This is a genomic window from Streptomyces sp. NBC_01788 (genome assembly GCF_035917575.1).
Taxonomy (GTDB): Bacteria; Actinomycetota; Actinomycetes; order Streptomycetales; family Streptomycetaceae; genus Streptomyces.
Genome location: NZ_CP109090.1, coordinates 5363249 through 5382726, shown reverse-complemented (window position 1 = coordinate 5382726; position 19478 = coordinate 5363249). Strand labels below are relative to the sequence as shown.

At 72.0% G+C, this 19478-nt stretch carries 18 protein-coding genes; 12 read left to right on the top strand and 6 right to left on the bottom strand.

Annotated elements, in window-relative coordinates:
• Positions 1 to 42: 42 nt before the first annotated feature.
• Positions 43 to 1332 (bottom strand): MFS transporter, encoded by a 1290-nt coding sequence (locus OIE49_RS24525; protein WP_401786464.1) that lies wholly within the window; start codon positions 1330 to 1332, stop codon positions 43 to 45.
• A 92-nt stretch (positions 1333 to 1424) separates the two neighbouring features.
• On the opposite strand from OIE49_RS24525, the gene OIE49_RS24520 reads away from it, so the two are divergent.
• Positions 1425 to 2405, top strand: a complete 981-nt coding sequence (locus tag OIE49_RS24520; protein WP_326804156.1) for an ArsR/SmtB family transcription factor — start codon at positions 1425 to 1427, stop codon at positions 2403 to 2405.
• Positions 2406 to 2453: 48 nt separating this feature from the next.
• Here OIE49_RS24520 and OIE49_RS24515 read toward each other — a convergent pair whose 3' ends face one another.
• Both OIE49_RS24515 and OIE49_RS24510 read right to left on the bottom strand, forming a co-directional pair.
• A complete protein-coding gene (locus tag OIE49_RS24515; RefSeq protein ID WP_326804155.1) occupies positions 2454 to 2765 on the bottom strand; it encodes an MTH1187 family thiamine-binding protein in 312 nt (103 codons plus the stop codon).
• Positions 2762 to 3106 (bottom strand): DUF3817 domain-containing protein, encoded by a 345-nt coding sequence (locus OIE49_RS24510; protein ID WP_326804154.1) that lies wholly within the window; start codon positions 3104 to 3106, stop codon positions 2762 to 2764. The genes OIE49_RS24515 and OIE49_RS24510 overlap by 4 nt, the downstream gene beginning before the upstream one ends.
• Before the next feature lie 217 nt (positions 3107 to 3323).
• Between OIE49_RS24510 and OIE49_RS24505 the strand changes: the two genes are divergently transcribed.
• The 4 genes from OIE49_RS24505 to OIE49_RS24490 all read left to right on the top strand — a co-directional run bounded on the left by OIE49_RS24505 (position 3324) and on the right by OIE49_RS24490 (position 5977).
• A complete protein-coding gene (locus tag OIE49_RS24505; RefSeq protein ID WP_100568265.1) occupies positions 3324 to 3956 on the top strand; it encodes an AIM24 family protein in 633 nt (210 codons plus the stop codon).
• 1 nt (position 3957) lies between these two features.
• Entirely contained in the window at positions 3958 to 4608 is a 651-nt protein-coding gene (locus OIE49_RS24500; RefSeq protein ID WP_100568013.1) for an AIM24 family protein, read from the top strand.
• Positions 4605 to 5408, top strand: coding sequence for an AIM24 family protein (locus OIE49_RS24495; RefSeq protein ID WP_100568014.1), 804 nt, complete (start codon positions 4605 to 4607; stop codon positions 5406 to 5408). Before OIE49_RS24500 ends, OIE49_RS24495 begins: the two co-directional genes overlap by 4 nt.
• 92 nt (positions 5409 to 5500) lie before the next feature.
• Complete coding sequence (locus OIE49_RS24490; protein WP_326804153.1) at positions 5501 to 5977, top strand: MarR family winged helix-turn-helix transcriptional regulator; 477 nt, start codon at positions 5501 to 5503, stop codon at positions 5975 to 5977.
• A gap of 58 nt (positions 5978 to 6035) precedes the next feature.
• Here the strand turns inward: OIE49_RS24490 and OIE49_RS24485 are convergent, their stop codons facing one another.
• The 3 genes from OIE49_RS24485 to OIE49_RS24475 all read right to left on the bottom strand — a co-directional run bounded on the left by OIE49_RS24485 (position 6036) and on the right by OIE49_RS24475 (position 9675).
• The gene (locus OIE49_RS24485; RefSeq protein ID WP_326804152.1) at positions 6036 to 7250 is read right to left on the bottom strand and encodes an MFS transporter; all 1215 of its coding nucleotides are present in this window, start codon (positions 7248 to 7250) and stop codon (positions 6036 to 6038) included.
• A gap of 178 nt (positions 7251 to 7428) precedes the next feature.
• On the bottom strand, positions 7429 to 8385 hold the full coding sequence (gene meaB / locus OIE49_RS24480) for a methylmalonyl Co-A mutase-associated GTPase MeaB (RefSeq protein WP_100568017.1): 957 nt from the start codon (positions 8383 to 8385) through the stop codon (positions 7429 to 7431).
• 81 nt (positions 8386 to 8466) lie between these two features.
• Positions 8467 to 9675: an acetyl-CoA C-acetyltransferase gene (locus OIE49_RS24475; RefSeq protein ID WP_100568018.1), complete on the bottom strand. Its 1209-nt coding sequence runs from the start codon at positions 9673 to 9675 to the stop codon at positions 8467 to 8469.
• Positions 9676 to 9824: 149 nt separating this feature from the next.
• Between OIE49_RS24475 and mce the strand changes: the two genes are divergently transcribed.
• The 7 genes from mce (at position 9825) to OIE49_RS24440 (ending at position 19464) form a co-directional block, all read left to right on the top strand.
• Complete coding sequence (gene mce / locus OIE49_RS24470; protein ID WP_100568019.1) at positions 9825 to 10265, top strand: methylmalonyl-CoA epimerase; 441 nt, start codon at positions 9825 to 9827, stop codon at positions 10263 to 10265.
• Positions 10266 to 10499: 234 nt separating this feature from the next.
• Entirely contained in the window at positions 10500 to 14312 is a 3813-nt protein-coding gene (gene scy, locus OIE49_RS24465; RefSeq protein WP_326804151.1) for a polarized growth protein Scy, read from the top strand.
• 182 nt (positions 14313 to 14494) lie between these two features.
• Entirely contained in the window at positions 14495 to 15430 is a 936-nt protein-coding gene (locus OIE49_RS24460; RefSeq protein WP_326804150.1) for a cellulose-binding protein, read from the top strand.
• 103 nt (positions 15431 to 15533) lie between these two features.
• Positions 15534 to 16502 carry an ABC transporter ATP-binding protein gene (locus OIE49_RS24455; protein ID WP_199836569.1) on the top strand — a complete coding sequence of 323 codons (969 nt, stop codon included), beginning with the start codon at positions 15534 to 15536 and terminating at the stop codon, positions 16500 to 16502.
• Positions 16503 to 16505: 3 nt separating this feature from the next.
• Positions 16506 to 17276, top strand: coding sequence for an ABC transporter permease (locus tag OIE49_RS24450; protein WP_100568023.1), 771 nt, complete (start codon positions 16506 to 16508; stop codon positions 17274 to 17276).
• 113 nt (positions 17277 to 17389) lie between these two features.
• Positions 17390 to 18592, top strand: a complete 1203-nt coding sequence (locus OIE49_RS24445; RefSeq protein WP_326804149.1) for an ABC transporter ATP-binding protein — start codon at positions 17390 to 17392, stop codon at positions 18590 to 18592.
• Entirely contained in the window at positions 18589 to 19464 is an 876-nt protein-coding gene (locus tag OIE49_RS24440) for an ABC transporter permease subunit (protein ID WP_326804148.1), read from the top strand. Before OIE49_RS24445 ends, OIE49_RS24440 begins: the two co-directional genes overlap by 4 nt.
• The last annotated feature ends 14 nt before the right edge of the window (positions 19465 to 19478 follow it).

Below are 19478 nucleotides of genomic sequence, written 5' to 3'. Positions count from 1 at the left end.
CACCAGACCCTACCCGGGGGTCATATGCGGATCAGCCCCGTCTCAGCCTTCGGTCCGGCGGGCGGCCACCGCCAGCCCCACGCAGCACACCGTCCCCAGGACTCCGGCCCCCGCGACGGTCGCCGTCACTCCGGCGAACTCCGCCGCGACCCCGGCCAGCGCCATGCCCACGCCCTGGATCGTCATGAGTCCGGCGGTCAGCAGGGTCATGGCCCGGCCTCGCAGTTCCCCGGGCACCGCCCGCACGAACCACTGGTCGAGGCCGAGCGTGTACGCCGACCCGGCGCCCGAGAGCACCAGCAGGACCAGGGAGACGGCGAGGCCGGGGCGCAGGGCGTAGCCGAGGTAGGGCAGCAGGGTCAGGCAGACCAGCGGCAGGGCGATCCGCTCCCGGACGGCCGGCCGCAGCCGGGAGCCGGCGTACAGCTCGCTCGCGATCGTGCCGACGGGCAGCCCGCACATCAGCAGCCCAAGGCCGACGGAGCCGGCCCCGAGCGCGTCGGCGTACGGGGCCGCCAGGGCCTCCGGCACGACCGCGAACATCGGCGGCACCCAGAACAGCAGGAGCAGTACGCGGACCCGGCGGTCGGCGAGCACCAGCCGGGCACCGCGCAGCGAGTCGCCCACCAGGGCGCCGGGCTGCCCGGTCCGGGCGGGGCGGTGCCGGGTGCCGAGGCGGAGCAGGGCGGCGGAGGCGAGGAAGGTGACGACGGTGATCAGCAGGGCGTGCCGGGGGCTGACCACGGTGAGCAGCAGGCCGCCGAGGCCGAAGCCGGCGAGCAGCGCGCTCTGCGAGACGATCCGCAGCAGGGAGCGGCCGAGGACGAACAGCTCGCCGTCGCCGAGGATGTCCGTGAGGCTGGCCATCCGCGTTCCCTGGAACACCGGTGACACCACGGCGACGGCGCAGCGCAGCGCGAGCAGGACGCCGATGTGGGCTCCGGGCACCACCATCGGCGCCACGCAGGCCGCGCACACCAGGTCGCAGACGACGAGCACGCGGCGGGCCGGGAAGCGGTCGGCGATACCGCTGAGGAGGGTGCCGCCGATGACGTAGGGCATGAGGCCGAGCGCGAAGGTGAGGGCGCTCATCAGGGGCGAGCCGGTGAGGTCGTAGACGAGGACCGACAGGGCGATCTCGCTGACCATCACGCCGAGCAGGGAGAGGGCGTGGGCGGCGAAGACCGCCCGGAACTCGGGTACCGCGAAGACCCGGGCGTAGCCGGCCGCCGGTTCGGCCATGGGCACGGGGGCGGGGGCGGGCGTGGGTGCGGGTGCGGGCCGGTCCGGGGCCTGCGGGGTCGGGGTGGGCTCGGGAGCTTGCTGCTGCATGGGCGGCAGCGTGCCGGTGGGAGGGGCGGTCGGCGTAGAGTTTCGGCCACTGCCGAATCTTCGCCGTCTGCCGCGTCTTTCCTGGGGGTGCCGTGCCGTTCCGTCTGCACTTCGGCGGTGACGACCTCCTGCGGTGCCGGTTCGCGGTGTCGCCTCTGTGGGAGACGCAGGAGGCGGTGCGGACGCTGCGGCGGCCGGACCGGCACGGGTACCACCCGTACTGGCTGCGCCGCATCCGGGAGGCCGCGCGGGGGCTGGACCTCGCCCCGCTGTGGCTGCTCATGCCCAGGCGCGGGCACAGCCCCGACTTCCTCGGACCGCCGCCGATCGGGCCCGCGGCCGTGTTCGAGGACGAGATCGCCCAGGTGCGCGCGGCGGACCCCGGGGCGGCGCGGGACGACCTGGCGCGGGCGCTCGCCGATACGCCGGGTGCGCCGGAGTCGTCGCGGGGGCGGGCGATGCTCGCCGATCCGGGGCGCGCGGTGCGGGAGCTGGCCGATCTGATGGAGGCCGCGTGGCGTGCGCTGATCGAGCCGGAGTGGCCGCGGCTGCGGGCGCTGCTCGAGGCGGATGTGGCCTTCCACTCGCGGCGGCTGGCCGAGGTGGGCCTGGGGGCGCTGCTGCCGGAGCTGGACCGGCGGCTGTCCTGGGACGGGCGGACGCTGACGATCGACTGGCCGGGCGAGCACGGGCGCGACCTCGACGGGCGGGGGCTGGTCCTGATGCCGAGCGTGTTCTCCTGGCCGGACGTGATCAGCGGCTTCGACCCGCCCTGGCAGCCCACGCTGGTGTATCCGGCGCGGGGGCTCGCGGGCCTGTGGGCGCGGCCGGGCACGGAGGGCGGCGAGCCCCTGGTGCGGCTCCTTGGGCGGGGGCGGGCCGGGGTCCTGGCCGCGCTGAGCGATCCGGCGACGACGACGGCTCTGGCCCACCGGCTGGGTCTTGCTCCGTCGTCGGTGTCGGCGCATCTGACGGTGCTGCGGGACGCGGGCCTGCTCACGTCCCGCCGGTACGGGCACCAGGTGCTGTACGAACGCACACCGCTGGGGATGGCACTGGTCTCCGGCGGATGAGGGCCGCGCGGCGCGGGACGGGTGACTCCCGGACGCGCCGCCGGGTGCCTACCGCGCCGGCCGGGCGTCCTGGGCGAGATGCCTCTCGACCCGTTCCACCTTGGCGGTGAGGCCGTCCGTCACGCCGGGGCGGATGTCCGCCTTGAGGACCAGGGAGACGCGCGGCGCGCGTGCCTCCACCGCGGCGACGGCGCGCTTGACGACGTCCATGACCTGGTCCCACTCCCCCTCCACTGAGGTGAACATCGCGTCGGTGCGGTTGGGCAGGCCGGACTCGCGGACGACCCGGACGGCGTCGGCGACGTACTCCCCCACGTCCTCGCCGACGCCCAGCGGAGTCACGGAAAAGGCGACGATCATGCCTTCACGATCCCTTCGCGGCGGGCGCGGGAGGCGATCACCGCGTCCTCGGCCTCGCGCTTGAGCCTGCGCTCGGCGAAGAAGCCGCCGGTGGGCAGGACCGAGAGGACGAAGTAGAGGGCCGCGGTGCCCAGCGGCCACTTGGCGCGGTTCCAGGCGTCGGCCCAGAAGATCACGTACAGGATGAACAGGATGCCGTGGACCGCGCCCATCACGGGCACCGCGTTGAAGTCCGTGGTCCGCTTCAGGACCGAGCAGACCAGCAGCAGGAGGAAGGAGACCGCCTCGGGGGCGGAGACCAGGCGGAGGCGGCGGAGGGCGGTGGCGGTCTTGATGTCCACAGGTCACCTTCGATGGGAGACGGACCGGCGGGCCGCTGGGGTGTCGCGGGCCGGCTTGTGAATGCGAGCACAAACGTTCGTCCATTGTGGCAAACCCGGAGGGCGGGTCCGGGCAGGGGGTGGGCGCCGTCGTCCCGTAAGGGTGTGAATCAGGGTCGTTGTCCTCCCGCGGACCCTGTCGGGCTCCGCCGTCCGCCGCTACCTTCGCTCCGTGGCGATGTTCCGACTTCAAGACAGCAGGGTGCTGGCCGTCGACATGACCGGGGACGCCGTGAAGGCGAAGAACGGCTCGATGGTCGCGTACGACGGGCAGATGGCCTTCAAGAGGCTGACCGGGGGCGGCGAGGGGCTGCGCGGCATGGTGACCCGGCGGCTCACCGGCGAGCAGATGACGGTGATGGAGGTGCGGGGGCAGGGAACGTGCTGGTTCGCGGACCGGGCGGCCGAGATCAATCTGGTCACGCTCCAGGGGGACAAGCTGTACGTCGAGTCGAGCAACCTGCTCGCGACGGACGCGGGGCTGCGCACCGGGACGACGTTCACCGGGCTGCGCGGCGCCTCGCAGGGCAACGGACTGTTCACGACCACGGTCGAGGGGCACGGGCAGGCGGCGATCATGTCGGACGGGCCGGCGGTGGTGCTCCGGGTCAGCCCGCAGTACCCGCTGATCGTCGACCCCGGCGCCTATGTCGCGCACCAGGGGAACGTCCGGCAGTCCTTCCAGTCCGGGGTGACCTTCCGCACGTTCCTCGGGGAGGGCGGCGGGGAGGCCTTCCAGATCCGGTTCGAGGGTGACGGGCTGGTGTACGTCCAGCCGAGCGAGCGGAACACGATCGCGGGGGACCTGTGAGATGACCTTCCGGGAGATCAACTCGAAGATGGTCGAGGCGCCGGTCGTGCCCGGCCGGCGCCTGTTCAGTCAGCGCGGCGCGATGCTCGCCTACCGGGGCGACGTGGCGTTCACGCCCAACATCCAGGGCGGTCAGGGCGGCCTGATGTCGATGATCGGGCGCCGGGTGGCGGGCGAGGCGACCCCGCTGATGACCGTGGAGGGCAACGGAACGGTGCTCTTCGGGCACGGCGGCCACCATGTGCACGTGATCGAGATGACGGGCGACACGCTGTACGTGGAGGCGGACCGCCTGCTCGCCTTCGAGGGCACGCTCCAGCAGGGCACGATGTTCATGGGCTCGCAGGGCGGGGTCATGGGTCTGGTGCGGGGCCAGGCGACGGGCCAGGGACTGTTCACGACGACCCTCCAGGGACACGGCTCGGTGGCGGTGATGGCGCACGGCGGCGTCTTCGAGGTGCCGGTCACCCCGCAGCGCCCCGTCCACGTCGACCCGCAGGCCTACGTCGCCCACCACGGCGACATCCGCAACAAGCTGTCCACCGCGCTGGGCTGGCGCGAGATGGTGGGACGCGGCTCCGGCGAGGGCTTCCAGCTGGAGTTGAGCGGCAACGGCACGGTGTACGTCCAGGCCTCGGAGGAGAAGCTGTGAGCGCGTACGGAACGCCCGGCTCGGGGCCGGTGGTCCACGACCCGTCGACCCTGCCGGCCGACGACAACGTGAACCCGTACACCTTCTGCGTGGAGCTCAAGGGGAGCCAGTGGTTCCTGCAGAAGGGGAAGATGATCGCCTACTACGGGTCGATCGGGTTCAACGGCATCGGGCACGGCGCGCTGGACCTGCTGACCCGTACGTCGTTCCATTCGCCTCTGCACGCGAGCGACTGGGTGGTGGCCGAGGGATCGGGCCGGATGCTGCTCGCCGACCGGGCCTTCGATGTCAACTCCTTCGACCTGGACGACGGCAATCTGACCATTCGCTCCGGCAATCTGCTCGCTTTTCAGCCAAGTCTCGCGCTGAAGCAGTCGATCGTGCCCGGCTTCCTGACCCTCATCGGGACCGGGAAGTTCGTGGCCGCGTCCAACGGGCCGGTGGTGTTCATGGAACCCCCGATCCGGGTGGACCCGCAGGCGCTGGTCGGCTGGGCCGACTGCCCGTCCCCGTGCCATCACTACGACCACGGGTACCTGACCGGCGTACTGGGCGGGCTGCGTTCGATGACGGGCCTCGGGCCGGTCTCCGGGGAGGAGCACCAGTTCGAGTTCGTGGGGGCGGGTACGGTGCTGCTCCAGTCGAGCGAGAGCCTCATGGCCGAACTGGCGGCGGGGGTGCTTCCGGACGAGGCGGGGGTACCCGGAGGGGGAAGGGTGTCCGGAACCCGCGGACAGCAGGCCGGCCAACCGCGCTTTCCCGGACAGCTGGGAGATCTCCAGCGTCGCTTCGGTGTGTGAGCGGTAGTCTGCGGAGTGTGACGTCGAACGCGTGCACGCCGCCACACCACGCTCACTAGTTCGCCTTTCAACTTCTTAGGTAGACTTCATTCATGGAGACCGAGACGGCCACGAGCTGGCTGACGAATGCGGAGCAGTGCGCCTGGCGCACCCACCTGGAGGTCAACAGGCTGTTGACGTACCAGCTCGAAAAGGACCTGCAGCCGTTCGGCCTGACGATGAACGACTACGAGATCCTGGTGAATCTCTCCGAGTCGGAGGACGTGCGGATGCGCATGAGCGACCTCGCGTCCGCCACGCTCCAGTCCAAGAGCCGCCTCTCCCACCAGATCACCCGCATGGAGAACGCGAACCTGGTCCGCCGTGAGAACTGCGAGTCCGACCGCCGGGGCCTCTACGCGGTCCTCACCGACCACGGCATGGAGACCATGCAGAAGGTCGCCCCCCACCATGTGGCATCCGTCCGCAGGCACTTCATCGACCTGCTCGACCACGAGACCCTGACGGAACTGGACAAGGCCCTGAAGCCGATCGCCCAGCATCTGCGGGGGCAGCGGGGACGTCCCTGAGCCTGGCCGGGATGTCCGCCCGGCTCGGGGGTCCCGGAGCCGGGCGGACGGAACGCGCCTAACGGCGCCGCCCCGGTGCGGCGACCAGCGCCGCCGCCACGGACACCCCTCCCGCCAGCAGGAAGCACACCCCGAGCGGCAGGGCGCCGATCAGCAGTCCCGTCACCAGCGCTCCGCCCGAACCACCGGCGTTCACCGCCGCGTTCACCCACGCCCCGGCCCGCGTCCGGGAGCCTTCCGCCGCCGTCTCGTCGGCCAGCAGGTACGCCGTGGTCAGCGCCGGGGCGATGAACGCGCCCGCGCAGGCCATGACCGCCGTCAGGGCCCACAGGCCGGGCGCGAGGCCCGCCGCGGCGATCACGGGGCCAAGGCCCACCGCGAACCAGGTCAGACGCACACGGGCGGGTGTACGCCAGTCGATCGCCCCGTTGACGAGGCCGCCCACCGCGCTGCCCGCCGAGAGGGCGCCCAGGACCCACGGCACCACGGCCGTGTCGTACGACCTCTCGGCGGCGAACGCCATCACCAGCAGGTCCACTCCGCTGAGCGCCAGGCCGACGCCCGCGGCCACGGCGACCGGCGCCAGAAGGCCGCCGAGTCCGGCGGGGCGGCCGCGGGACTTCTCCCGCCGTGGCGCCGGACGGGCGCCGGTCATCACCGGCGAGGTGACGAAGGCACAGGTGCCGGCGACGATCAGCAGCGCGCTGAGCAGGATGCCGGACGCCGGGGGCGCGAAGCCCACGAGCACCCCGACGAGGACCGGGCCGGAGACGAACAGCAACTCCTCGGCGACGCCGTCCAGGCTGTAGGCACGCAGCAGGAGGCCCCGGTCGGCGACGAGTTCGGACCACAGGGCCCGCATGGTGGGGCCCAGCGGGGGCGCGCAGGCGCCCGCGAGGGCGGCGGCCGCGGCGACGGCCGCGGACGGTGCGCCGGGCCCCCAGGTCAGGAGGGCCAGGGCGCACAGCAGGGCGCCGTAGAGAACCGCCATGGGGAGCAGGGCGCGGCGCCGTCCGTACCGGTCGACGAGGGACGCCCGCAGGGGCATCAGGAAGACCGACGTCGCTCCGAACAGGGACATCACGGCGCCGGACACGGCGTACGACCCGGTGGCCCGGGTGACGGACAGCATCACCGAGAGCGACACCATCCCGTAGGACAGGCGTGCCGTCAGGGCGGCGGCGAAGGTGCGGCGGGCGTGCGGGACGCGCAGGACGGCGGCGTACGAGGGCCGCGCGGGCAGGGCGGGGCGCGACGAAGTGGGCGCGGACATGAGTGGTTCCTCACGTGAGGGCAGGGAGACGGGACACCGGAGCGCCGCGTCCGCCGACGGTCGGTCGTCGGTCCGGGACGCGGCGCGGGTGCGCGGTCTATGCCATGAGGAGGAACATGCGGATCAAGTTAGCGATACCCGCCGGGATTGGCCACGGAGTTTCCGGACGAGGCCGGGATCAGCCCTCGGTCAGCCCCGTCACCAGTTCGTCCGCCGCCTGGTAGGGGTCCAGTTCGCCGGCGACGATCCTTTCCGCGAGGGTGCTCAGGCGACGGTCGCCGTGGAGGTCGCCGATCCGTTCACGCAGGGCCGTGACCGCGATGGTCTCCACCTCGCGGGAGGCGCGGGCACGGCGGCGCTCGGCCAGGACGCCCCGCTCCTCCATCCAGGCCCGGTGCTTCTCCAGCGCCTCGACGACCTCGTCGATGCCCTCGGAGCGCGCGGCGACCGTCTTGACGATGGGCGGGCGCCAGTCGCCGGGACCGCGGGCCTCGCCGAGGCCCAGCATGTGGTTCAGCTCGCGGGCCGTGGCGTCCGCGCCGTCCCGGTCGGCCTTGTTGACGACGTAGACGTCGCCGATCTCCAGGATGCCGGCCTTCGCCGCCTGGATGCCGTCGCCCATCCCCGGCGCCAGCAGGACGACGGACGTGTCGGCCTGGGAGGCGATCTCCACCTCCGACTGGCCGACGCCGACCGTCTCGACCAGGATCACGTCGCAGCCGGCCGCGTCCAGGACGCGGATCGCCTGCGGCGCGGCCCACGCGAGCCCGCCCAGATGGCCCCGGGTGGCCATGGACCGGATGTAGACGCCCGGGTCGGAGGCGTGCTCCGACATCCGCACCCGGTCGCCGAGCAGCGCGCCGCCGGAGAACGGCGAGGACGGGTCCACGGCCAGGACACCGACCCGCCTGCCCTGCTTGCGGTACGCAGTCACCAGCGCGGACGTGGACGTCGACTTGCCCACGCCCGGGGAGCCCGTCAGACCGACGACGTACGCGTTGCCGGTCAGGGGCGCCAGCGTCCGCATCACCTCCCGCAACTGCGGGGACGCCCCCTCCACCAAGGAGATCAGCCGGGCCACGGCCCTCGGCCGGCCTTCCCTGGCCTGGGCCACCAGAGAGGAGACGTCCTGCATCACAGCTCCGTTCACGTGATCCTCGTACGCGGTCGGCGTGCGAGAGGTCCTACGAATGAGGTCGGTCGGGCTATGCCCGGCTCAGGCCTTCGGCACCCGGACGATCAGCGCGTCGCCCTGACCGCCGCCGCCGCACAGCGCGGCCGCGCCGACACCGCCGCCGCGCCGCTTCAGCTCCAGCGCCAGGTGCAGCACGAGACGGGCGCCGGACATCCCGATCGGGTGACCCAGGGCGATGGCGCCGCCGTTCACGTTCACCTTTTCCGTGGACACACCGAGGTCCTTCATTGACTGCACGGCCACGGCGGCGAACGCCTCGTTGATCTCGACGAGGTCCAGGTCGGAGACCTCCAGGCCCTCCTTCTTGAGGGCGTGCAGGATGGCGTTGGAGGGCTGGGACTGCAGGGAGTTGTCCGGACCCGCGACATTGCCGTGGGCGCCGATCTCTGCGATCCACTCCAGGCCCAGCTCCTCGGCCTTGGCCCTGCTCATCACCACCACGGCCGCGGCCCCGTCGGAGATCTGCGAGGAGGAGCCGGCGGTGATCGTGCCGTCCTTGGCGAAGGCCGGGCGCAGCTTGGCCAGGCCCTCGGCCGTGGTGTCGCCGCGAATGCCCTCGTCCTTGCTGAACAGGACCGGGTCGCCCTTGCGCTGAGGGATCTCCACCGGGGTGATCTCGGCCTCGAAGACGCCGTTCTTCTGCGCGGCGGCGGCCCGCTGGTGGGACAGGGCGGCGATCTCGTCCTGCTCGGCGCGCCCGATGCCCAGGCGGGTGTTGTGCTTCTCCGTCGACGCGCCCATGGCGATGCCCTCGAAGGAGTCGGTCAGGCCGTCGTGGGCCATCGAGTCCAGCATCTCCACCGAGCCGTACTTGTAGCCCTCGCGGGACTTCGGCAGGAGGTGCGGGGCGTTGGTCATGGACTCCTGGCCGCCGGCCACGACCACGTCGAACTCACCCGCACGGATCAACTGGTCGGCGAGCGCGATGGCGTCCAGGCCCGACAGGCAGACCTTGTTGACCGTGAGCGCGGGGACGCTCATCGGGATGCCCGCCTTGACCGCGGCCTGGCGGGCCGGGATCTGCCCCGCCCCGGCCTGGAGCACCTGGCCCATGATCACATACTGCACCTGGTCGCCGCCGATCCCCGCGCGATCGAGGGCGGCCTTGATCGCGAAGCCGCCGAGGTCGGCTCCCGAGAAGGACTTCAGCGAGCCCAGCAGCCGCCCCATGGGCGTCCGCGCGCCCGCGACGATCACCGAGCCGGTCGTACCGGAAGTTCCAGAAGACATGAGCTGCGATCCCCTTACCGGCCTGCACAGCCGAGGAGTGAACGAGGGTTTACTTCGAATGTACTGAGCGGTGCTCCACCGCGTCATCGGGCCGTCGGTGTGATCGCGCGCACGTTGCGTAACCATCCCGGTGGCGCTGCACTGATTCCATGCTGACGCGAATCGACCACATCGGAATCGCCTGCCACGACCTCGACGCCACAGTCGAGTTCTACCGCTCCACGTACGGCTTCGAGGTGTTCCACACCGAGGTCAACGAGGAACAGGGCGTGCGCGAGGCCATGCTCAAGATCAACGAGACCTCCGACGGCGGGGCCTCCTACCTGCAACTCCTCGAACCGATCCGCGAGGACTCCACCGTCGCGAAGTGGCTCGCGAAGAACGGCGAGGGCGTTCATCACATCGCCTTCGGCACGGCGGACGTCGACGCGGACGCGGCCGCCGTGCGCGACAAGGGCGTACGCGTTCTGTACGACGAGCCGCGACGCGGCTCGATGGGGTCGAGGATCACTTTCCTGCACCCGAAGGATTGCCACGGAGTCCTGACAGAACTGGTCACTTCGGCGGCCGTTGAGTCGGTTGAGCACTGACTGCCGTACATAAGGGCCGGTAGGGTTGGGGGCGGTCGTCCTCCCAGCGGGGACGACCCGGTCCTGCCGTCAGGAATGACAGGACCGCCGGGGTCCGTGTTTCGGGGGACGAGCGGCGGGGCACCAGCCCGTGCTCCGCTGTTGATCTGACACCATTTCCCGGGGGCCCCGTTCGGCGGATGGACGGAGCTCGTTTGGACAGGGTTGCGACCAGGGGACGGATGGGACCGCGCAGTGCGGGGCTACGAACGCCAGGAGCGAGAGCCGGCGGCTGACGTCGACCACCTCTCTCGGTTCGAGGCCGAGATGGATCGGCTGAAGACCGAGCGGGAAAAGGCGATCCAGCACGCCGAGGACCTCGGCTACCAGGTCGAGGTGCTGCGCGCCAAGCTTCACGAGGCGCGCCGCACCATCATGACCCGGCCCGCCTACGACGGCGCCGACCTCGGCTACCAGGCCGAGCAGTTGCTGCGCAACGCTCAGATGCAGGCCGACCAGATCCGCGCCGACGCCGAGCGCGAGTTGAGCCAGGCCAGAACGCAGACGCAGCGCATCCTCCAGGAGCACGCGGAGCAGGCCGCGCGTCTTCAGGCCGAGCTGCACACCGAGGCGGTCAACCGGCGCCAGCAGCTCGACCAGGAGCTCGCCGAGCGCCGGCAGACCGTCGAGTCGCACGTCAACGAGAACGTGGCGTGGGCGGAGCAACTGCGCGCCCGTACCGAGCAGCAGGCCAGGCGTCTGCTGGACGAGTCCCGCGCCGAGGCCGAGCAGGCCATGGCCGCGGCCCGCGCGGAGGCCGAACGGGTGGCCGCCGAGGCCCGGCAGCGGCTGCAGGGCGAGGCCGAGGCGGCCCGCGCGGAGGCCGAACAGCTCCTGCGCCGCGCCCGCACCGACGCCGAGCGGCTGCTGAACGCCGCCTCCAACCAGGCCCAGGAGGCCACCGACCACGCCGAGCAGCTCCGCTCGGCCACCGCCAGCGAGTCGGACGCCGCCCGTCGGCAGGCCGCCGAGCTGCGCCGGTCCGCCGAGCAGCGCATGGCCGACGCCGAGGAGGCGCTGCGCAAGGCGCAGACCGAGGCCGGCAAGCTGGTCACCGAGGCCGAGGACGCCGCGGCCAAGACGCTCGCCGGTGCCGAGGCGGCCAAGGAGCAGCGCACGCGCACCGCCAAGGAGCAGGTCGCCCGGCTGGTGCAGGAGGCCACCAAGGAGGCCGAGGCCACCAAGTCCGAGGCCGAGCAGCTGGTCGCGGACGCCCGCGCCGAGGCGGAGAAGGTCGTCGCGGAGGCCTCCGAGAAGGCCCGCACGATCACCGCCGAGGAGAGCGCCACCCAGCTGTCCAAGGCGGCCAAGACCGCCGAGGACGTGCTGAACAAGGCGGCGGAGGACGCCAGGAGGACCACCAAGGCGGCGTCCGAAGAGGCCGAGCGGGTCCGCAAGGAGGCCGAGGCCGAGGCGGACCGGCTGCGCGCCGAGGCGCACGACCTCGCCGAGCAGCTCAAGGGCGCCGCCAAGGACGACACCAAGGAGTACCGCGCCAAGACGGTCGAACTCCAGGAGGAGGCCCGCCGGCTGCGCGGCGAGGCCGAGCAGCTGCGGGCCGACGCGGTCGCCGAGGGCGAGAGGATCCGCGCCGAGGCCCGCCGCGAGGCCGTGGCGCAGATCGAGGAGGCGGCCAAGTCCGCCGAGGAGCTGCTGGCCAAGGCGAAGGCCGACGCCGACGAGCTGCGCGGCACCGCGCAGAGCGACAGCGAGAAGGTCCGCACGGAGGCCATCGAGCGGGCCACCACCCTGCGCCGGCAGGCCGAGGAGACCCTGGAGCGCACCCGCAAGGAGGCCGAGCGGCACCGCGCCGAGGCCGAGGAGCAGGCCGAGTCGCTCAAGGCGGACGCCGAGCGGGCCGCGCGCGAGCTGCGCCAGGAGACCGAGGAAGCGGTCGCCGCCCGGAAGGCGGAGGCCGCCGAGGAGCTCACCCGGCTGCACACCGAGGCCGAGGAGCGGCTCGCGAAGGCCGAGAAGGCGCTCGGCGAGGCCCGCGAGGAGGCCTCCCGCATCCGCCGTGAGGCGGCCGAGGAGGCCGAGCGGCTGCGCACCGAGGCCGCCGAGCGCATCCGGACGCTGCAACAGCAGGCGGAGACGGAGGCCGAGCGGCTGCGCGACGCGGCCGCCGCCGACGCGGCCGCCTCCCGCGCCGAGGGCGAGGCCGTCGCCGTACGGCTGCGCTCGGAGGCCGCCGCGGAGGCCGAACGGCTCAAGGCGGAGGCGCAGGACACCGCGGACCGGGTGCGCACGGAGGCGCAGGCCGCCGCGGAACGGCTCGGCGCGGAGGCGTCCGAGACGCTGGCCGCCGCCCAGGAGGAGGCCGCCCGGCGCCGCCGCGAGGCCGAGGAGCTGCTCGGTGCCGCGCGCGCCGAGGCCGACCAGGAGCGCGAGCGGGCCCGCGAGCAGAGCGAGGAGCTGCTGGCCTCGGCGCGCAAGCGGGTGGAGGAGGCGCAGGCCGAGGCCACCCGTCTGGTGGAGGAGGCCGACCGGCGCGCCACCGAGATGGTGTCGGCCGCCGAGCAGCACGCGCAGCAGGTGCGGGACTCCGTCGCCGGGCTGCACGACCAGGCGCAGGAGGAGATCGCCGGGCTGCGTTCGGCCGCCGAGCACGCGGCGGAGCGCACCCGCAGGGAGGCCGAGGAGGAGGCGGACCGGGTCCGCACCGACGCCTACGCCGAGCGGGAGCGGGCGAGCGAGGACGCGGGCCGGCTGCGCAGCGAGGCGCGGGAGGAGACCGAGGCCGCCAAGGTGCTCGCCGAGCGGACCGTGTCCGAGGCGATCACGGAGGCGGAGCGGATCCGAACGGACGTCTCCGAGCACGCCCAGCGGGTGCGCACCGAGGCCTCCGACACCATCGCGCAGGCCGAGCAGGACGCCTCGCGCACCCGCGCGGAGGCCCGCGAGGACGCCAACCGCATCCGGACGGATGCGGCCACCCAGGCGGACACCCTCATCTCCGAGGCACGCTCGGAGGCGGAGCGGCTCCAGAGGGAGACGATCGCGGAGGCGGACCAGGTCCGCGCCGAGTCCGTCGCCAAGGCGGAGAAGCTGATCTCGGACGCCACCGGGGACGCGGAGCGGCTGCGCGCCGGCGCCGCCGAGACGGTCGGCTCCGCGCAGGCGCACGCCGAGCGGGTCCGCGCCGAGGCCGAGCGGGTCAGGTCGGACGCGCGGGCGGAGGCCGAGCGGACCCTGGACGACGCCCGCCGGGACGCCAACAAGCGGCGCTCGGAGGCCGCCGAGCAGGTCGACACCCTCATCAACGAGACGGCCGCCGAGGCCGACAAGCTGCTCACCGAGGCGCAGGCGAGCGCGGTCAAGACGAAGGCGGACGCCGAGTCCCAGGCCGACACGATGGTGGGCGCGGCCCGCAAGGAGGCCGACCGGATCCTGTCCGGGGCGAGGGTCGAGGGCAACTCCACGGTGGAGAAGGCCCGTACGGACGCGGACGGACTGCTCGTCGGCGCCCGCCGGGACGCCACGCAGATCCGCGAGCGCGCGGAGGAGCTGCGCGAGCGCCTGACGACCGAGATCGAGGAGCTGCACGAGCGGGCCCGCCGCGAGGCGGCCGAGACGATGAAGTCGGCGGGCGACCGCTGCGACGCGCTCGTCAAGGCGGCCGAGGAGCAGCTCGCCAGGGCGCAGTCCAAGGCGAAGGAGATCGTCTCGGAGGCCAACTCCGAGGCGGGCAAGGTGCGGATCGCCGCGGTGAAGAAGGCCGAGGGGCTGCTGAAGGAGGCCGAGCAGAAGAAGGCCACGCTCGTGAAGGAGGCCGAGGAGCTCAAGGCCGAGGCGGTCCACGAGGCCCGGCGCACGGTCGAGGAGGGCAAGCGGGAGCTGGAGATCCTGGTGCGCCGGCGCGAGGACATCAACACCGAGATCTCCCGGGTGCAGGACGTGCTGGAGGCACTGGAGTCGTTCGAGGCGCCGTCCGGGAAGGACGGTGCGGTGAAGGCGGGAGCGACGGTGGGGGCACCCCGGTCGGGTGGCAAATCGTCAGACGGATAGCCTGGAGGGGGATTCCGGCCTTCTGGGTGGTTTGACCCGTTCTCTTGGCAAGCCTTGGGACGGTCAGCCACCCAAAAGAGGTGTCATTCTCCAGATCAAACACGTATCCGCTCGATGACACACCGCTTCGGCCCCTAGGATTCCACCTATCACCTCACCGGTCTCATTCGGACAGGAACCCCATGAGCGACACTTCCCCCTACGGCTTCGAGCTTGTGCGGCGTGGGTACGACCGCGCTCAGGTGGACGAACGAATCTCCAAGCTCGTCTCCGACCGTGACAGTGCTCTCGCCCGCATCACCGCCCTGGAGAAGCGCATCGAGGAGCTCCACCTCGAGACGCAGAACGCCCAGGCCCAGATCGGCGACGCCGAACCGTCGTACGCGGGCCTCGGCGCGCGAGTCGAGAAGATCCTCCGCCTCGCCGAGGAGGAGGCCAAGGATCTGCGTGAGGAGGCCCGTCGCGCGTCCGAACAGCACCGCGAACTCGCCGAGTCGGCGGCCCAGCAGGTTCGCAACGACGCCGAGTCCTTCGCCGCGGACCGCAAGTCCAAGGCCGAGGACGAGGGCGTCCGGATCGTCGAGAAGGCCAAGGGCGAGGCCTCCCAGTTGCGCTCCGACGCGCAGAAGGACGCGCAGTCCAAGCGTGAGGAGGCGGACGCCCTCTTCGAGGAGACCCGCGCCAAGGCCGCGCAGGCCGCCGCCGACTTCGAGACGAACCTCGCCAAGCGGCGCGAGCAGTCCGAGCGGGACCTGGCCTCCCGTCAGGCCAAGGCCGAGAAGCGGCTGGCGGAGATCGAGCACCGTGCCGAGCAGCTCCGCCTGGAGGCGGAGAAGCTGCGCACCGACGCCGAGCGCCGCGCCCGCCAGACGGTGGAGACGGCCCAGCGCCAGGCCGAGGACATCGTGGCCGACGCCAACGCCAAGGCCGACCGCATCCGTTCGGAATCCGAGCGCGAGCTCGCGGCGCTCACCAACCGCCGCGACTCCATCAACGCGCAGCTGACGAACGTGCGCGAGATGCTGGCGACCCTCACCGGTGCCGCGGTGGCCGCCGCGGGCGCGCCGACCGAGGACGAGCCGATCTCCCGCGGCGTTCCGGCCCAGCAGTCCCGCTGAACGGCGTTCGCCGGGCCCGACCGCGGCTGACATCCGCCGCTGAACGCGAAGCTCTCTGCCCCAGGGGTGGCGGAGAGCTTCGCGGCGTTCTAGCGTGTCTGCCATGATCGAACTGGAGGGGTTGAGCAAGCGGTACGGGGACAAGCTGGCGGTCGACGGCCTCACCTTCACCGTCCGGCCGGGCACCGTCACCGGGTTCCTCGGGCCCAACGGCGCCGGGAAGTCCACGACGATGCGGATGATCCTGGGCCTCGACCGGCCCACCGCCGGGTACGTCCGCATCGACGGCAGGCACTACCAGGAGCTCAAGGATCCGCTGACGTACATCGGCGCCCTGCTGGACGCCAAGGCCATGCACGGCGGGCGCAGCGCCTACAACCACCTGCTGTGCCTCGCCCAGAGCAACGGCATCCCCACCCACCGGGTGAACGAGGTCCTGGACACCGTCGGACTGACCCCGGTGGCGCGGAAGAAGGCGAAGGGCTTCTCGCTCGGCATGAGCCAGCGGCTCGGCATCGCCGGCGCGCTGCTCGGCGACCCGCGGATCCTGATGTTCGACGAGCCGGTCAACGGCCTCGACCCCGAGGGCATCCACTGGATCCGCGGTCTGATGAAGTCCCTCGCCGCCCAGGGCCGTACGGTGTTCGTCTCCTCGCACCTGATGAGCGAGATGGCGCTGACCGCGGACCACCTCGTCGTCATCGGCCAGGGCCGACTGCTCGCCGACACCACCATGGCCGACTTCATCGAGCGCAACTCCCGTTCCCACGTGCGGGTCCGCAGCCCGCAGCCCGAGCGTCTGCTCGACGTGCTGCACGAGGCCGGGATCACCGCCGTGCCGGGCGAGGCCGGGCTGCTCCAGGTCGAGGGCGGCAAGGCGGAGCGCATCGGGGAGCTGGCCGCTCAGCACCAGGTCGTGCTGCACGAGCTGAGCAGTCAGCAGTCGTCGCTCGAGGAGGCGTTCATGCGGCTGACGGCCGGTGCGGTGGAGTACCACGCGCACACCTCGGAGGCCGCGCCGGAAGGGGCGCCCGCCCAGCCGTCGGGCGCCGACAGTGAGAAGGAGGGCTGAGCGATGGCGGCGACTCAGGTCATCAGGTCCGAGTGGACCAAGATCCGGTCGGTGGCGTCCACGGTGTGGACGCTGTCCCTGACGGCGGTCGTCACGATCGCCCTCGGCATGCTGCTCTCGGCCCTGTCGAAGCACGAGTTCGGCAACATGGACGCGCGGGACCGGGTCTCCTTCGACCCGACGTACGTCAGCTTCGCCGGCATGGGCCTCGGCCAGCTCGCGATGATCGTGTTCGCGGTGCTGGTGGTGTCCAACGAGTACAGCACCGGCATGATCCGCACTTCGCTGGCCGCCGTCCCGCAGCGCGGGGCCTTCCTGGCGAGCAAGGTGGCGGTGGCCGCCGGGCTGGCCCTCGTGGTCGGCATGGTCACCAGCTTCGCCTCGTTCTTCCTCGGGCAGGCGATGCTCGGCTCGATCGGCACCTCCCTCGGCGAGCCGGGTGTGCTGCGCGCGGTCGTCGGCGGCGGCCTCTACATGACGCTCATCGCGCTGTTCTCCATGGGCGTCACCGTGATGCTGCGCTCACCGATGCTGTCGCTGGGCATCCTGATGCCGTTCTTCTTCCTGATCTCGAACATCCTGGGCAATGTCTCGGCGACGAAGAAGGTCGGCCGGTTCCTGCCCGACCAGGCCGGCAGCCGCATCATGCAGGTGGTCCCCCGGGTCGGCGACGACACCCCCTACGGTCCCTGGGGCGGCCTCGGGATCATGCTGCTGTGGGTGATCGCGGCACTCGCGGGAGGGTACGCACTGCTGCGGAAGCGGGATGCCTGAGCACGCAGGTTTTTTACTTCCCTTTGGGCGGAACCGTCAGCGCCCGGATATCCTCCTAACCCTTACGGGGGGCATGTGCCCCGCTGAGCTGAACCGTTCGATGGGTGCGGAGCATGATCGAGGCAGTCGGCCTGACCAAGCGCTATGGCGACAAGACCGCCGTGGACAATCTCTCCTTCCATGTGCGGCCGGGTGCCGTCACCGGCTTCCTCGGTCCGAACGGCTCGGGCAAGTCGACGACGATGCGGATGATCCTGGGGCTGGACAACCCCACCTCGGGAATGGTGACGATCGGCGGCCATCCGTACCGCACGCTGCCGAACGCGCCCCGCCAGGTCGGCGCCCTGCTGGACGCGAAGGCGGTGCACGGCGGCCGGTCCGCGCGCAACCACCTGCTGTCCCTGGCGCAGCTTTCCGGCATCCCGGCCCGCCGTGTCGACGAGGTGCTCGGGGTCGTCGGCCTCCAGGACGTGGCGAGGAGACGCTCCAAGGGCTTCTCCCTCGGTATGGGCCAGCGGCTGGGGATCGCCGCCGCGCTGCTCGGCGACCCGCAGGTGCTGCTGTTCGACGAGCCGGTGAACGGTCTCGACCCCGAGGGCATCCTCTGGGTGCGCAATCTGATGAAGTCGCTGGCGGCCGAGGGACGGACCGTGTTCGTCTCCAGTCACCTGATGAGCGAGATGGCACTGACCGCCGACCACCTCATCGTCATCGGACGTGGGCAACTGCTCGCCGACATGAGCGTGACGGACTTCATCTCCGCGAACTCCGCGGACTTCGCGCGGGTCCGCACGCCCGACACCGAGCCGCAGCAGCGGGAGAAGCTGACGTCCGCGCTGACCGAGGCGGGCGGGCACGTGCTGCCCGAGCAGGACGGCGCGCTGCGCGTGACCGGGCTGCCGCTGGCGCGCATCAGCGACCTCGCGCACGAGGCGGACGTACGCCTGTGGGAGCTGTCGCCGCACCAGGCCTCGCTGGAGGAGGCGTACATGCGGATGACCCAGGGGGTCGTCGACTACCGCTCCACCATCGACCAGAAGGCCGGGCTGATGCAGCCCCTGCCGCCCGGCGCCGAGCCGGCGATGCCGGTGCCCGGTCAGGGCCAGCCCGGCTGGTACGCGCCGCCACCGCCCCAGCCGGGCGGACACCCGTACGCGGGCTCGCAGCCGAACCCGTACGCGGCTCCGGGCGCGGGCACCGTGAACCCGTACGCGCAGAGCGCCCTGCGGGCCCCACAGGTACCCGCCCAGCCCGCCGCCGCGCCGCAGGCCCCCGCATCCGCCGCCGACTCCGCCAAGCCCGAGGACGACCGATGAGCACGCCGCAGACTCCTGTGCCGCAGGCCGCGCCGCCCGCCTGGGAGGCGGCGGCCGGTTCCCCCCACCCCGGCTACACCTCGCCGATCCCCGTCGTGCGCACACACCTCGGGCACGCCATCGCCTCGGAGTGGACGAAGATCAAGTCGGTGCGCTCCACGATGTGGACGCTCGGGGTGTTCATCCTGCTGGTGGTCGGGATCGGGCTGCTGATCGGCCTGTTCATCTCCGACGCGGCCGGTGAGCTGAACGGCGACGAGAACATGCTGTCGATGGGCTTCTTCGGGCTGCTGCTCGGCAGCATCTGCATCATCACGCTCGGCGTGCTGACCACGGCCTCGGAGTACGGCACCGGCATGATCCGGACCACGATGACGGCGTGCCCAACCCGTGGGCGGGTGCTCACGGCCAAGGCGGTGGTGTTCTTCCTGGTCGCGTTCACGGTGACGCTGGTCTCCAGCGGCGTGGTCGGCCTCGCGCAGACGGCCCTGCTGCAGGGCATCGGCGCCCGGCAGCCCACCGGTGCGGAGTGGTTCAAGGCCACCGTCGGCGTCAGCCTCTTCATGGCCCTGCTCGGGCTGATCTCGCTCGTCATCGGCTCGGTGCTGCGGCACTCGGCGGGCGCCATCACGATCATGATCGGTGTCGTGCTCGCCCCGCTGGTGATCGCGCTGTTCATGATCACGCACTCGCTGGAGAAGGTGCGCGAGTTCCTGTTCGAGTACTCGATCCCGAACCAGCTGAGCGTCTTCTACTCCAACTCCCTCACCAGTTCCGGCCCGACCGGCTGGGACCCGCTGTGGATCCTGCTGGGCGCGACGGCCGTCGCTTTCGCCGGCGCCTGGGCCCTGCTGCGCACGCGGGACGTGTGAGCGACGGGAACCGC

What these genes read in the sequence shown, in the direction of transcription:
- OIE49_RS24525 (WP_401786464.1), bottom strand. Translation starts at nt 1,332, where the DNA reads ATGCAGCAGCAAGCTCCCGAGCCCACCCCGACCCCGCAGGCCCCGGAC.
- OIE49_RS24515 (WP_326804155.1), bottom strand. Translation starts at nt 2,765, where the DNA reads ATGATCGTCGCCTTTTCCGTGACTCCGCTGGGCGTCGGCGAGGACGTG.
- OIE49_RS24505 (WP_100568265.1), top strand. Translation starts at nt 3,324, where the DNA reads ATGTTCCGACTTCAAGACAGCAGGGTGCTGGCCGTCGACATGACCGGG.
- OIE49_RS24500 (WP_100568013.1), top strand. Translation starts at nt 3,958, where the DNA reads ATGACCTTCCGGGAGATCAACTCGAAGATGGTCGAGGCGCCGGTCGTG.
- OIE49_RS24490 (WP_326804153.1), top strand. Translation starts at nt 5,501, where the DNA reads ATGGAGACCGAGACGGCCACGAGCTGGCTGACGAATGCGGAGCAGTGC.
- OIE49_RS24485 (WP_326804152.1), bottom strand. Translation starts at nt 7,250, where the DNA reads ATGTCCGCGCCCACTTCGTCGCGCCCCGCCCTGCCCGCGCGGCCCTCG.
- meaB (WP_100568017.1), bottom strand. Translation starts at nt 8,385, where the DNA reads ATGCAGGACGTCTCCTCTCTGGTGGCCCAGGCCAGGGAAGGCCGGCCG.
- OIE49_RS24475 (WP_100568018.1), bottom strand. Translation starts at nt 9,675, where the DNA reads ATGTCTTCTGGAACTTCCGGTACGACCGGCTCGGTGATCGTCGCGGGC.
- mce (WP_100568019.1), top strand. Translation starts at nt 9,825, where the DNA reads ATGCTGACGCGAATCGACCACATCGGAATCGCCTGCCACGACCTCGAC.
- OIE49_RS24460 (WP_326804150.1), top strand. Translation starts at nt 14,495, where the DNA reads ATGAGCGACACTTCCCCCTACGGCTTCGAGCTTGTGCGGCGTGGGTAC.
- OIE49_RS24455 (WP_199836569.1), top strand. Translation starts at nt 15,534, where the DNA reads ATGATCGAACTGGAGGGGTTGAGCAAGCGGTACGGGGACAAGCTGGCG.
- OIE49_RS24450 (WP_100568023.1), top strand. Translation starts at nt 16,506, where the DNA reads ATGGCGGCGACTCAGGTCATCAGGTCCGAGTGGACCAAGATCCGGTCG.
- OIE49_RS24445 (WP_326804149.1), top strand. Translation starts at nt 17,390, where the DNA reads ATGATCGAGGCAGTCGGCCTGACCAAGCGCTATGGCGACAAGACCGCC.
- OIE49_RS24440 (WP_326804148.1), top strand. Translation starts at nt 18,589, where the DNA reads ATGAGCACGCCGCAGACTCCTGTGCCGCAGGCCGCGCCGCCCGCCTGG.